The organism is Cellulosimicrobium cellulans, assembly GCF_042723955.1.
Taxonomy (GTDB): domain Bacteria; phylum Actinomycetota; class Actinomycetes; order Actinomycetales; family Cellulomonadaceae; genus Cellulosimicrobium; species Cellulosimicrobium cellulans_H.
Genome location: NZ_JBHXIC010000098.1, coordinates 1 through 14,288, shown reverse-complemented (window position 1 = coordinate 14,288; position 14,288 = coordinate 1). Strand labels below are relative to the sequence as shown.

The window sequence follows — 14,288 nt, the reverse complement described above, 5'->3', positions numbered from 1 at the left end:
GCCCCCCCCCCGCCCCCGCCCCCCCGCCCCCGCCCGGGCGTCGAGGGCGTCAGGCCTTGGGGGCCTCGCCCGTGCCGGGAGCCTCGCTCGCCCCGGGCTCGTCCGCCTCGACGACCTCGACGACCTCCTCGACCGCGACGACGTCGCCGTTCTCGTCCGTGACGACGACCTCCTCCTCGACCACCGCAGCGGCGGCACCCGCACCGGCGGCGCCGGCGGCGCCGGCCGCCGCGGAGTACGCCGGGGCCTCGGCCTCGGTCAGCGTGACGACCTGGTCCTCGCCGAGGAGGTCGTCCTGCTTCGGGGCGAACGCGAACGCGCGGTAGAAGAGGCCGGCGATCGCGGCACCGAGGAGCGGCGCGACCCAGAAGACCCACTGCTGCTTCCACAGGTCGCCGTCGCCGGCGAAGACCGCCGAGGCCATCGAGCGGGCCGGGTTGATCGACGCGTTGGTGATCGGCGCGGCGACGAGGATGAGCGCGGTGAGCGTGAGACCGATGACGACCGGGGCGTACTGGACGCTCGCGCGCTTGTCGGTGACGCCGAGGATCACGCCCACGAACACGGCGGTGACGATCGTCTCGATGAGCAGCGCCTGCACGAGGCCGAACTCCGTGCCGCCCTGCGACGCCGTTGCGAGCGAGGAGAAGCTGCCGTACCCGTTGGCGGTCGCGACGAACACGCCGCCCCGACCCTCCTGCCCGAGGAGCTGCGGGAGCGTGGAGGGCACGGTCGCGAGCAGGACGAGCCCGGCGAGGATCGCGCCCACGAGCTGGGCGACCCAGTACGGCAGGACGTCGCGCCACGCGGTGCGACCGCCGATCGCGGCGCCGAGCGTCACGGCCGGGTTGAAGTGGCCGCCGGACACGTTGCCCACGGCCGCCGCGCCCGCGATCACCGCGATGCCGCCGGCGAGACCGACGGCCAGGGCGTTCTGCTGGCTGACGAACGTGTAGAGCGCCACGCCCACGATCGCGAGGACGAGGAAGAACGTGCCGAAGACCTCGGCACCGAGACGCGCGAGGAGGCTCGGCTGGACGACGGCGACGGTCTCCGTCGGCGCGGGGCGCGGGTCGTCGACGAAGCCCTCCGGTGCGCCGGGAGCGGTGGTGTCCTGGGACATGATCATCCTGTCTGGTTCGGTGGGTACTTCGGGCAGTCCCGGCCCCGCCGCCACGGTGCGGCACCGGGAGGCGGTCGGGACGACGGCACGATGCCTGACCGAGTGCCCGGCCATTCCGGCATCTGGGGGCATCTTGCCACCACCACCCGGGAGATGCGTGGAAATCAGCGGTGCTCCACCTGAGAACGGACGTCCCGTCTCACGATGCGGTCGGTTCGCCGAGGACCGCGAAAGTATCTTGACGTCGAGAAGTCGAGTATCCTGGACCGCGGTCAGCAACGCCCCTGTGTGCGACGGACCGGGCCCCACGGGCCGCACGGTCGCCGTCCGGCTCCCGGGGGCACCAGTCCCCGACAGTTGGAGCGATCTGCGCATGGGCAAGATCAAGGTCGTCAACCCGGTCGTCGAGCTCGACGGCGACGAGATGACGCGCATCATCTGGCAGTTCATCAAGGACCGCCTCATCCACCCGTACCTCGACGTGGACCTCAAGTACTACGACCTGTCGATCCAGAACCGCGACGCGACGGACGACCAGGTCACCGTCGACGCGGCCAACGCGATCAAGCAGTACAACGTGGGCGTCAAGTGCGCGACGATCACGCCCGACGAGGCGCGCGTCGAGGAGTTCGGCCTCAAGAAGATGTGGGTCTCGCCCAACGGCACGATCCGCAACATCCTCGGTGGCGTCGTCTTCCGCGAGCCGATCATCATCTCGAACATCCCGCGACTCGTGCCGGGCTGGAACAAGCCGATCATCATCGGCCGTCACGCCCACGGCGACCAGTACAAGTCGACGAACTTCAAGGTCCCGGGCCCCGGCAAGATCACGATGACGTTCGAGCCGGCCGACGGCTCCGAGCCGCAGAAGTTCGAGGTCGTGACCATGCCCGAGGAGGGCGGCGTCGCGATGGGCATGTACAACTTCAACGAGTCGATCCGCGACTTCGCGCGCGCCTCGTTCGCGTACGGCCTCCAGCGCGAGTACCCCGTGTACCTCTCGACGAAGAACACGATCCTCAAGGCCTACGACGGCGCCTTCAAGGACATCTTCCAGGAGGTGTTCGACGCCGAGTTCGCCGAGGCGTTCGCCGCGAAGGGCCTCACCTACGAGCACCGCCTCATCGACGACATGGTCGCCTCGGCCATGAAGTGGGAGGGCGGCTACGTCTGGGCCTGCAAGAACTACGACGGCGACGTCCAGTCGGACACCGTCGCGCAGGGCTTCGGCTCGCTCGGCCTCATGACGTCCGTCCTCATGACCCCGGACGGCCAGACCGTCGAGGCCGAGGCCGCGCACGGCACCGTGACGCGTCACTACCGCCAGCACCAGCAGGGCAAGCCGACGTCGACCAACCCGATCGCGTCGATCTTCGCCTGGACCCGCGGCCTCATGCACCGCGGCAAGCTGGACGGCACGCCCGAGGTCACCGAGTTCGCGCAGACCCTCGAGGACGTCGTCATCAAGACCGTCGAGGCCGGCCAGATGACGAAGGACCTCGCGCTCCTCGTCGGCCCGGACCAGGAGTGGCTGACGACCGAGGACTTCCTCGCCGCGCTCGACGAGAACCTCAAGGCGCGCCTGGGCTGACCGGCCCGCTCCGCACGCCCGACGGCGGCGTCCCCTCGCGCAGGGGGCGCCGCCGTCGTCGTCCCCGCCGGGGCGTCCGTGCCGGCCGCGTTGTGGGAGAGTGAGCGCATGACTTCCCCCGTGAACGTGACGGTGACCGGCGCTGCCGGTCAGATCGGCTACGCACTGCTCTTCCGGATCGCGTCGGGCCAGATGCTCGGCACCGACACCCCCGTGCGCCTGCGCCTCCTGGAGATCCCGCAGGGCGTCAAGGCCGCGGAGGGCACCGCGATGGAGCTCGACGACTGCGCCTTCCCGCTGCTCGCGGGCATCGACATCTTCGACGACCCGACCGCCGCGTTCGAGGGGACGAACGTCGCGCTGCTCGTGGGCGCGCGCCCGCGCGGGCCGGGCATGGAGCGCGGTGACCTGCTCGAAGCCAACGGCGGCATCTTCAAGCCGCAGGGCCAGGCGATCAACGCGGGTGCGGCGGACGACGTCCGCGTCCTGGTCGTCGGGAACCCGGCGAACACGAACGCGCTCATCGCGGCGTCGAACGCGCCCGACGTGCCGAAGGACCGGTTCACCGCGATGACGCGTCTGGACCACAACCGCGCGCTGACGCAGGTGGCCAAGAAGGCGGGCGTGCCGGTGTCGGAGGTGCGCAAGGTGACGATCTGGGGCAACCACTCGGCGACGCAGTACCCGGACATCTTCCAGGCCGACGTCGCCGGGACCCCGGGCGCCCGGCTCGCCGAGGAGCGCGAGTGGCTCGAAGGGACCTTCATCCCCACGGTCGCGAAGCGGGGCGCGGCGATCATCGACGCGCGCGGCGCGTCGTCGGCGGCGTCGGCGGCCAACGCCGCGATCGATCACGTGCGTGACTGGGTCCACGGCACGCCGGAGGGCGACTGGACGAGCGCCGGTGTCGTGTCCGACGGGTCGTACGGCGTCCCGACGGGCCTGATCTCGTCGTTCCCGGTGGTCTCGCGCGGCGGGTCGTGGGAGATCGTGCAGGGCCTGGAGCTGTCGGAGTTCTCGCGCGGGCGCGTCGACGCGTCGGTCGCGGAGCTCCAGGAGGAGCGGCAGGCCGTGGAGCAGCTCGGGCTCGTCTGAGGCGGCTCCGGTCGCGCGGGGCGGGCCCGGGGCGCGCGCACACCGCGGGGCCACGCCCCCGCCCCCCCCCCCCCCCGCGCCCCCCCCCCCCCCCCGCGCGCGCGCGCGGGGCGCCCCTGTGTGCTCGCTCTGGGGCCCCCCGCGCCCCGGGCCCCCCCGCCGGCCCCGCCCCACGGTCCGGGGGCCGGACGGGAGCGACGGTGCGAGGCGTTCGGGGGCGCGCGACCGGGTGGAAAATCCCTGCGTCGGCGGGGGTGGGGCGCCGTAGGGTCGACGGGCCATGATCGACGCCACCCTGCCCACCGAGCAGCCCCCGAACCCCCCGACCGCCCCCGAGACCACGGCGCCGGCCGGTGCCTCCCGCGCGCCCGTCGACCCGGCGCGCCGCCTGGACTGGCGGCGGCTGCGCGGGCCGCTGGCCGTCGTCGCGCTCCTCGCGCTCACGCTCGGTGCGGTCGGTGCCGCGCTCGGGACCGTCATCGCGGGCTGGCTCGCCGACGACCCGACGACGGCGACGCTCCAGCTCCTCGCGGCCTGCGTCGTCGGCGCCGCGCTGCTCGACACCGCGGGCCAGGTCGTGTGGGCGGGTGTCGTCGACCGGGCGGAGGGCCGGCTGCGCGGCGACCTGCTCACGGCCGCGCTCCACCAGCCGCTCGCCACGCTCACGGAGCAGGCCGTCGGCGAGGTGCTCGACCGCGTCGACGACGACACCCACGCGGTCGGCACGCTGGTGCGCCGCCAGCTCTGGGGCGCGGGCCGCACGGTCGTCGGCGTGCTGCCGATGTGGGTCGTCGCGGGCCTGACCTGGTGGCCGGCATGGATCCTCTTCCCGGTCCTCGGCGCCGTCGCCGCGGTGATCGTGCGTCCCATGCTGGGCGAGATCGCGCGCCGCAAGGTGATCGAGGAGGCCGCGTGGACGGACCATGCCGCGGCGTTCGAGGAGTCGGTCGCGGCGCGCGACGACCTGCGCACGAGCCTCGGTCAGTCGTTCGCGGTGCGGCGCCTCGCCGAGCGCTCGGCGGCGGTGCACCGGAAGTTCGAGGCCGTGCTCGTCATCGAGTCGCGCATGCTCCGCAGGGCGGGCCTCGTGCTGGCGTCGCTGCTCGCCGGCGTGGCCGTCGCGGGCGCCGCGCTCGCCGCGGACGGCGACCTGGGCGTCGACCGCCTGGTCACCCTGTTCCTCGTGACGGCGATGTTCGTCGGGCAGGTGGACAACCTCGTCCACCACCTGCCGGACATCCAGGAGGGCATCGGGGCGCTCACGCGCATCCGGCAGATGCTCGCCGTCGAGCCCGAGCCCACGGGCGGGAGGGCGCTGCCCGACGGTCCCGTGGGGATCGAGCTGCGCGACCTCCACTTCTCCTACGCCGAGGGCACGTTCGCGCTCGACGGCGTGAGCCTGCGGGTGCCCGCGGGCGAGACGGTCGCGCTCGTGGGGCGGACCGGGTCGGGCAAGTCGACCCTCGCGTCGCTGCTCTCGCGTGCGGTCGAGCCGCCGCGCGGCGCGGTGCTCGTCGGCGGCGTGGACGTGCGGGACCTGGACCTTCAGGCGCTGCGCGCCGCGGTGGGGGTCGTGACGCAGCGGACCGAGATCCTCGCGGGCACGCTCGCCGAGAACGTCGCGCTCTTCGCCGACGTGCCGCGCGCCGACGTCGAGGCCGCCGTGCGCGAGCTCCGGCTCGACGACTGGGTCGCGGGACTCCCCGACGGCCTCGACACGCTGCTCGGCCCGGGCGGGACGTCGCTCTCTGCGGGGGAGGAGCAGCTCGTCGCGTTCGCGCGGCTGCTCGTCCGCGACGTGCAGGTCGTCGTGCTCGACGAAGCGACCGCGCGCATGGACCCGCTCACGGAGGCGCGCGTCGTCGCGGCCTCGGAGCGGCTGCTCGCCGGGCGCACGGGCGTGCTCGTCGCGCACCGCCTCACGACGATCGAGCGCGCCGGGCTGCTCGCCGTCCTGGACCACGGGCGGGTCGTGCAGCAGGGCGAGCGGGCGGCGCTCGCCCGCGTCGCGGGCCCGTACCGCGACCTCCTCGCAGCGAGCGTCGCCGAGGAGGTCGCGACGGGCGCCGCTGGCTCGCACCCGGGTGCGGGCGAGACCCTGCTTGACGGGGACGGCGACCGCGACGGCGACGGCGACGGCGCGCGCGACGCGTCCCCCGGGCCGGGTGCGCCGGACGGACCCGACGACGGCGCGGGCACGGACCGCGCGGTGGAGTCCGTCGGAGGTCGCCGACGGCGGGGCGCACCGCCGGTCCTTGCGGACCCCGGCGACGGGCCCAGCCTCGCGCGCGGGGTGCTGCACGCGCTGTTCGTGCGCCCCGCGTGGGGGGTCGTGGGCGCCGTGCTGTTCCTCGTGACGAGCCTGGTCTCGGCGCAGGGCGCCGTCACGGGCTTCCTCTGGGGCCGCGCGGTGCAGGACCTGGACGAGGGCTTCCCGGCGCAGCAGCTCGTCCCGCTCGCCGTGCTCCTCGTCGTGGCGCCGCTGTGCCTCGCGTGGGCGCTCTACGTCTACCCGCGCTGGTGGATCGAGGTGCTGCTGCGCGTGCGCATGGCCGTCATGGCCGGCCAGACGCGCCAGCACCGGCTCACGGCGACGCCCCCCGGCGAGGTGGTCGCGCGCGCCATGGACGCCGACCGCTTCGTCCGGTACGCGGACCGCTGGGTCGACTTCGTCAACGGCCTCGTCATCGCGGGGGTCACGGCGCTGCTCAGCGGGTCGTGGCTCGCGGGCGCGGTGCTGCTCGCCGTGATGGTCGTGTCCGCCGCGGCCTCCGCGCTCGGGCGCCCGATCGCCGGCCGGTCGGCCACGCGGTCGTCGGCGGCGCGCGCCCGGTTCGGGCGGGCCCTCGTCTCCGCGCTCGACTCGGCGCGCACGGTCAAGCTCGCCGCCCGGACGCCGCAGGTGCACGCGCACCTGCGCGACGTCGACGGGGGACGCGTGCGGGCCGCGATCTTCGAGCACCGGGTGCAGGCCGCGCTCGACGGCGTGCCGCTCGTCATGATCCAGCTCGGCGTCGTGGCGGCGTGGGCGGGGCTGCTGGCCGGCACGTGGGACCTCGCGACGGCGCTCCTGGTCGCCAACGCGGTGACCGGCTTCGGCTGGTTCGGCGTGGTCGCGGGGGCGGTCGTGACGGAGGCGCCCGGCACGCGCTCGTGGCAGCGCGCCACGAGCCGGTTCGCGGCGGGCACGGACCTCATGGACCTGCCGCCCGGCGTCGACCTCCTCACGGGAGAGGCCCCCGTGCCCGACCCGGGTCCGCGCCAGCCGCTCGAGCGGCTCGAGCTGGCCGACGTCACGGCGCTGCACGACGACGGCACGATCGGCGTCCAGGGCGTCGACCTCGCGGTGCGCCGCGGCGAGCTCGTCCTGCTGCTCGGGCAGGTCGGGGCGGGCAAGTCGAGCCTGCTCTCGGCGCTCTCGGGCCTCATGGAGCACACGGGCGACATCCGGTGGAACGGGACCGACGTCGTCGACGCCCAGACGTTCCTGCGGCCGGGGCAGGTCGCCCACGTGGCGCAGGTCCCGCGGGTGCTCTCGGGGTCGTTCGCCGACAACGTGCGCCTCGGGCACGAGCGCGACGTCCACGGCCCGGTCGCGGCCGCGCGCCTGGAGCGCGACGTCGTCGAGGCCGGGGGCCACGAGGCGCTGGTGGGCCACCGCGGCGTGCGGCTCTCGGGCGGTCAGGTGCAGCGGCTCGCCCTCGCGCGGGCGCTCGCGACCGACGCCGAGCTCCTCCTCGCCGACGACGTCTCGAGCGCGCTCGACGCGGCGACCGAGATCGAGCTGTGGACCTCGCTCCGGGAGCGCGGGACCACGGTGATCGGTGCGACGTCGAAGCGCGCGGCGCTCGCGCGGGCGGACCGCGTCGTCGTGCTCGACGAGGGCCGGGTCGCCGAGGTCGGGCCGTGGCGCGACCTGGCACCGCGCTGGGGTCACCTGGCGGGCTGACCTCCCTCTCACCCCGCCGAACCCGGGGTCGCTCCTCACCGGACGTGTTCCGTGAGGAGCGACCCCGGGTTCGTCATCTCCAGGAGGCCGTGCCGCGGAGGGGCCCGAGCCCTGGTTGCCGAGTCTTGCTGCAACTTTCTGCAAGCAGTACAGTTCGGCTCAGCCGTACGCTGAGAAGCCGCGGTCGACGTCGCCCGCTGTCGGTCCTCGTCGTCCGCGTCCACCGGTTCGTGCCAGCTCATGCCTGCGGCCCCGCACCAGCCACCGGACGAGGGAGTCCTCATGACCTCCACGCCGCGACGTCGCCGCGTCCCGCGCACCCCGTCGCCCCACCCATCCGACCCTCCGGCCCGCCGTTCGCGCGGGTCCCGCACGACGGCGTCGGTCACCGCCGTCGCGCTCGCCACCTCCGGCCTGGCGGGCGTCACGCTCGCCGCGTTCGCCGCCCCCGCGGCGGGGGCGGACGAGCGCACGCTCGCCCTCGTGGGCGACCTCCAGTCCGAGCTCGGCTGCGCGGCCGACTGGGACCCCGCGTGCGCGGCGACCGAGCTCGCGCCCACCGACGCCGCGGGCGTGTGGTCCGCCGACTTCGAGGTGCCCGCGGGCGCCTACGAGTACAAGGTCGCCTACGACGACGCCTGGGACGAGGCGTACGGGCGCGAGGGCAGCCAGGACAACGCGCCGCTCGTGCTCGGCGGCGACGCGACCGTGCGCGTCACGTTCGACGAGTCGACCCACCGCATCGCGCTCACGCCGCTCGGGCTCGCGGGCGGCTACGACGAGGCGCAGGACGCCGACCTCGTGGTGCCTCCCGTGCGCCAGCCCGGGTCGGACGAGCGCTTCTACTTCGTCATGACCGACCGGTTCGCGAACGGCGACCCGTCGAACGACACGGCGGGGCTCGGCGACGACCCGCTCGTCTCCGGGTTCGACCCGACGAACAAGGGCTTCTACCAGGGCGGCGACATCGCGGGCCTGCGGCAGAACCTCGACTACGTCGAGGGCCTCGGCACGACGGCGATCTGGCTCACGCCGTCGTTCAAGAACCAGCCGGTCCAGGGCACGGGCGCCGACGCGTCGGCGGGCTACCACGGCTACTGGATCACCGACTTCACGCAGATCGACCCGCACCTCGGCACCAACGCCGAGCTCGAGGCGCTCATCGACGAGGCGCACGACCGCGGGATCAAGGTCTACTTCGACATCATCACGAACCACACGGCCGACGTGATCGACTACGAGGAGAAGCAGTACTCGTACGTCGACCAGGCCACGTCGCCCTACCGCGACGCCGAGGGCACCGTGTTCGACCCGGCGGACCACGCGGGCACCGGCGACTTCCCGGCGCTGGACGCCGCGACGTCGTTCCCCTACACGCCGGTCGTCCCCGCGGGCAAGGAGGACCTCAAGGTCCCGGCCTGGCTCAACGACCCGACGCTGTACCACAACCGCGGCAACTCGACGTGGACCGGTGAGTCCGTGACGTACGGGGACTTCGACGGCCTCGACGACCTCATGACGGAGCACCCGACGGTGGTCGACGGGTTCGTCGACGTCTACCAGGACTGGATCGACCTCGGGATCGACGGCTTCCGCATCGACACCGTCAAGCACGTGAACTTCGAGTTCTGGGAGACGTGGACCACCGAGGTCCTCGACTACGCGCACGCGCAGGGCAAGGACGACTTCTTCATGTTCGGCGAGGTGTACGACGCCGACGCGGCGAAGCTCTCGCCCTACGTGCGCAAGACCGACATGAGCTCGACGCTCGACTTCACGTTCCAGTCCGCCGCGACGAGCTTCGCGAGCGGCAACAGCGCCAAGGGCCTCGCGTCGCTCTTCGCGAGCGACGACATGTACACGACGCCCACGACGAACGCGCAGGCGCTGCCGACGTTCCTCGGCAACCACGACATGGGCCGCGTCGGGTACATGCTCGCGAGCACCGACGACCCGCTCGCGCGCGACGAGCTCGCGCACGACCTCATGTACCTGACCCGCGGGCAGCCGGTCGTGTACTACGGCGACGAGCAGGGCTTCGCGGGGACGGGCGGCGACAAGGACGCGCGCCAGACCCTGTTCGCGACCCAGGTCGACGAGTACGCCGACCAGCCGCTCGTCACCGGCGAGCAGGCGGGCAGCGTCGACCGCTTCGGCACGGACGCGCCGCTCTACGCGCACATCGCCGAGCTCGCCGCGCTGCGCGAGGCGCACCCGGCGCTGGCCGACGGCGCCCAGGTCGAGCGCTACGTCGAGAACGGCGCGGGCGTGTACGCCTTCAGCCGCGTGGACCGCACGGAGAAGGTCGAGCACCTCGTCGCGCTGAACAACGCCGCGCAGGAGCGGACGGCGACCTTCACGACCCTCACGCCCGGCGCCTCGTACGAGGTGCTCTACGGCGAGTCGGCCCAGCCCGTGACGGCCGACGCCGACGGGGTCGTCACGCTGACCGTCCCGGCCACCGGCACCGTCGTGCTGCGGGCCGACCGCGAGGTCGGCGCGGACTCGTCGGGCGAGATCGCGGTCACCGTGCCGCGCGCCGGGGGAGCGGTCACGGGCGTCGCGCCCGTGACGGCCACGGTCGACGCGAACGCGTGGGCCGAGACGTCGTTCGCGTGGCGCGAGGTCGGGAGCGCCGAGTGGCAGCCCCTCGGCACCGCCGAGGACACCGCGCCGCGCGTCTTCCACGACGTCGCGGGCCTGGCCGACGGCACCCTGGTCGAGTACCGCGCCGTGACGACCGACGCGGACGGCGACCGTGCCGCCGCGTCGACCTTCGCGAGCGTCGGGGTCGACGTGAGCGGGGTCGTGGGCGAGGAGCCCGAGCCCGAGATCGACCTCGTGACCGTACCCGGGAGCCACAACGCGGCCATGGGCTGCGCGGGCGACTGGGCCCCGGCGTGCGAGGCCGCGAAGCTCACGAAGCGCGCCGACGGCGTCTACGTGGGCACGTTCGACATCCCGGCCGGGACGTACGAGTACAAGGTCGCGCTCAACGGGTCGTGGACGGTCAACTACGGAGTCGGCGGCGTACAGGACGGCGGCAACGCGACGTACACGACGACCGGCGGTCCGGTGACGTTCTACTGGGACCCGGTGAGCAAGGACTTCTCGAGCACCGCGCAGGGCCCGATCGTCACCCTCCCGGGCTCGTTCCAGGACCAGGTCGGATGCCCCGCCTCGTGGGCCCCGGACTGCCTCGCGTCCTGGCTCAAGGACCCCGACGGCGACGGCACCTACACCTGGTCGACCGACCGCCTCGCGGCCGGCGCGTACGAGGGCAAGGTCGCGCACGGCCTGAGCTGGGCCGAGAACTACGGCGTGGGTGGCGCGCCCGACGGGGCGAACTACCAGTTCTCCGTGGGCGACGGCGAGAACGTCACGTTCTCCTACGACCTCGCGACTCACGTCCTGACCATCGAGGTGGCGAACCCGCCGCTGCCCGGGACCGGGCAGCAGGCCGCGCACTGGGTCCGCGAGGACCTGGTCGCCTGGCCCGCGGACCTCGGCGCCGGGTCGGAGTGGACCCTGTGGGCGGCGCCGGACGGCGGGATCTCCGTCGCGCCGGGCAGCGCGGACGGCGAGGTGCAGGCACCGGAGGGGACGGCGTCGTACACGCTCGAGGTGGACCCGGCGGGCCTGCCCGACGACGTCGCCGCCGAGTTCCCGGCGCTCGCCGGGCACACCGCGCTGCGCGTGCTCGACGACGGCGAGCCGCTCGACCGTGCCGCGGCCGAGGCCGCGCTCACCGGCCAGCTCCTCGTGACCCGGGCCGACGAGGGCGTCCTCACGGCCGCGACGGGCGTCCAGGTCCCGGGCGTCGTCGATGGCCTGTTCGCCGAGGACGCGGCCGAGCGCGAGCTGGGCGTCTCGTGGCACGCCAACGGCAAGTGGGCGTCGTTCGCGCTGTGGGCGCCGACGGCGAAGGCCGTCTCGGTGCTCGCCTGGCCCGCGGGGGCGTCGCTCGACGACGACCCGCGCCGGTTCGAGGCCGCGCGCCAGTCCGACGGCACGTGGACGCTCGACGGCAAGGCGGCCGACAAGAAGCTCGGCGGCGCGGACGTCGGGTGGAAGGGCGCGCGCTACCTCTACGAGGTGCGGGTCTACGTCCCGAGCACGGGGAAGGTCGAGACGAACGTCGTCACGGACCCGTACTCGGTCGGGCTCACGCTCGACTCCACCCACTCGGTGGCCGTCGACCTCGACGACCCCGCGTTCCGCCCGAGCGTCTGGGAGGGCACGCCCGCCCCGGTCGTCGAGCGGGCGGTGGACCAGACGATCTACGAGCTGCACGTGCGCGACTTCTCGATCTCCGACGAGACGGTCCCCGCCGAGCGGCGCGGCACCTACCTCGCGTTCGCCGAGCAGGACTCGGCCGGGATGACGCACCTGCGCGAGCTCGCGGACGCGGGCCTCACCACGGTGCACCTGCTCCCGACCTTCGACATCGCGTCGATCCCCGAGGACCGTGCCGCCCAGAAGACGACGGGTGACCTCTCCGGGTTCGCGCCCGACTCGACCGAGCAGCAGGCCGCGGTCGCGGCGGTGCAGGGCGAGGACGGCTTCAACTGGGGCTACGACCCGTGGCACTTCACCACGCCCGAGGGGTCGTACGCGGTCGACGCGGACGGCGGCGCGCGCGTGGCCGAGTTCCGCACCATGGTCGGGTCGCTGCACGGCGCCGGGCTCCAGGTCGTGCTCGACCAGGTGTTCAACCACACCGCGGCGAGCGGGCAGGACGCGAAGTCCGTCCTCGACAAGGTCGTGCCGGGCTACTACCACCGGCTGAACCCGACCACGGGCTCCGTCGAGACGAGCACGTGCTGCCAGAACGTCGCGACCGAGCACGCGATGGCGGGCAAGCTCATGGTCGACTCGGTCGTCACGTGGGCCCAGGACTACAAGGTCGACGGGTTCCGCTTCGACCTCATGGGTCACCACTCGAAGCAGAACATGCTCGACGTCCGGGCCGCTCTCGACGAGCTCACGCTCGCCGAGGACGGCGTCGACGGGAAGTCGGTCTACCTGTACGGCGAGGGCTGGGACTTCGGCGAGGTCGCGGGCAACGCGCTGTTCGAGCAGGCCACGCAGGGCCAGCTCGGCGGCACGGGCATCGGGACCTTCTCCGACCGGCTGCGCGACGCGGTGCACGGCGGCTCGCCCGTCGACGGCGCCACGACGTTCACGCAGGGCTTCGGCACGGGCCTGGCGACCGACCCGAACGGGCAGCCCGCCCGGGCGGGGGAGCCGGGGACCGTCAACGACGGCTCCGCGGACGAGCTCGCCGACCTCGGCCACCAGACCGACCTCGTGCGCCTCGGCCTCGCGGGCAACCTGCGCGACTACACGCTCCTCACGTCCACGGGCGAGGAGAAGCAGGGCGACGAGATCGACTACCGCGGGGCGCCGGCCGGCTACGCCGACTCGCCCGAGGAGGTCGTGACGTACGTCGACGCGCACGACAACGAGACCCTGTTCGACCTGCTCACGCTCAAGCTCCCGACGGACACGCCCATGGACGAGCGGGTGCGGATGAACACGGTCTCGCTCGCGACCGCCGCGCTCTCCCAGACGCCGTCGTTCTGGCACGCGGGCACGGACCTGCTGCGGTCCAAGTCGCTCGACCGCAACAGCTACGACTCGGGCGACTGGTTCAACGCGATCGACTGGACCGGTCAGGACAACGGGTTCGGCAAGGGGCTGCCGATGGCGGCCGACAACGAGGACAAGTGGCCGCTCATGGCCCCGCTCCTCGCGGACCCCGCGCTCAAGCCGTCGGCCGACGACATCGCCACCGCGTCGGCGCAGGCACAGGACCTCCTGCGGCTGCGGCACTCGACCGAGCTCTTCCGGCTCGGCGACGCGGACCTCATCCGGGAGAAGGTCACCTTCCCGGGTGCCGGGACGGACCAGGTCCCGGGCGTCGTCGCGATGTCGGTGGACGACACCGTGGGCACCGACGTCGACCCGGCCCTCGACGGCCTGCTCACGGTGTTCAACGCCTCGCCGGACGAGGTCACCGTCCCGCTGTCCGCGCTGGCGGGCCGCGAGTACGTGCTCTCGCCGGTCCAGGCCGAGGGGAGCGACGCCGTCGTGCAGGGCACCACGTGGGACGCGGCCTCCGGGACCGTCACGGTCCCGGCGCGCACCGTCGCTGTGCTCGTCGAGCCGCAGGCGGCCGGCGAGCTGCCCGTCTCCGTCGAGGTGCAGCCCCGCTGCCTCGCCGGCAAGGCCTACGTCGCCGTCCGCGCGACGAACGACGGCGCCGTCCCCGTGGACCTGACGCTCGCCACGCCGTTCGGCGAGAAGGGGTTCTCGAAGGTCGCCCCCGGGAAGAACGCCTACCAGTCGTTCGCGACGCGTCAGAAGGCGGTCCCGGCCGGCGGGTCCACCGTGACCGCCACCGCGGTGGTCGACGGCGACGAGGTCACCTCGACCTTCACCGTCGCCCACGAGGAGCTCACCTGCTCCTGAGCCCACCGCCGAGGTAGAACCCTGGTTCGCCGAGGTAGAACCCTGGTGCGCACCAG

The 14,288-nt window shown here is 73.6% G+C and carries 5 protein-coding genes; 4 read left to right on the top strand and 1 reads right to left on the bottom strand.

What is annotated here, in order from left to right; all coding sequences use genetic code 11:
* Positions 1-49 precede the first annotated feature (49 nt).
* Positions 50-1,123 (bottom strand): MIP/aquaporin family protein, encoded by a 1,074-nt coding sequence (locus ACFWH7_RS18555; protein ID WP_378218727.1) that lies wholly within the window; start codon positions 1,121-1,123, stop codon positions 50-52.
* Positions 1,124-1,496: 373 nt separating this feature from the next.
* Between ACFWH7_RS18555 and ACFWH7_RS18550 the strand changes: the two genes are divergently transcribed.
* The 4 genes from ACFWH7_RS18550 (at position 1,497) to pulA (ending at position 14,232) form a co-directional block, all read left to right on the top strand.
* Positions 1,497-2,714 (top strand): NADP-dependent isocitrate dehydrogenase, encoded by a 1,218-nt coding sequence (locus ACFWH7_RS18550; RefSeq protein WP_047234064.1) that lies wholly within the window; start codon positions 1,497-1,499, stop codon positions 2,712-2,714.
* Positions 2,715-2,822: 108 nt separating this feature from the next.
* The gene (locus ACFWH7_RS18545) at positions 2,823-3,809 is read left to right on the top strand and encodes a malate dehydrogenase (RefSeq protein ID WP_378218725.1); all 987 of its coding nucleotides are present in this window, start codon (positions 2,823-2,825) and stop codon (positions 3,807-3,809) included.
* Between the two features lie 280 nt (positions 3,810-4,089).
* The gene (locus tag ACFWH7_RS18540) at positions 4,090-7,758 is read left to right on the top strand and encodes an ATP-binding cassette domain-containing protein (protein WP_378218722.1); all 3,669 of its coding nucleotides are present in this window, start codon (positions 4,090-4,092) and stop codon (positions 7,756-7,758) included.
* A gap of 282 nt (positions 7,759-8,040) precedes the next feature.
* A complete protein-coding gene (gene pulA, locus ACFWH7_RS18535) occupies positions 8,041-14,232 on the top strand; it encodes a pullulanase-type alpha-1,6-glucosidase (RefSeq protein WP_378218720.1) in 6,192 nt (2,063 codons plus the stop codon).
* Positions 14,233-14,288: the final 56 nt, after the last annotated feature.

What these genes read in the sequence shown, in the direction of transcription:
- ACFWH7_RS18555 (WP_378218727.1), bottom strand. Translation starts at nt 1,123, where the DNA reads ATGTCCCAGGACACCACCGCTCCCGGCGCACCGGAGGGCTTCGTCGAC.
- pulA (WP_378218720.1), top strand. Translation starts at nt 8,041, where the DNA reads ATGACCTCCACGCCGCGACGTCGCCGCGTCCCGCGCACCCCGTCGCCC.
- ACFWH7_RS18540 (WP_378218722.1), top strand. Translation starts at nt 4,090, where the DNA reads ATGATCGACGCCACCCTGCCCACCGAGCAGCCCCCGAACCCCCCGACC.
- ACFWH7_RS18550 (WP_047234064.1), top strand. Translation starts at nt 1,497, where the DNA reads ATGGGCAAGATCAAGGTCGTCAACCCGGTCGTCGAGCTCGACGGCGAC.
- ACFWH7_RS18545 (WP_378218725.1), top strand. Translation starts at nt 2,823, where the DNA reads ATGACTTCCCCCGTGAACGTGACGGTGACCGGCGCTGCCGGTCAGATC.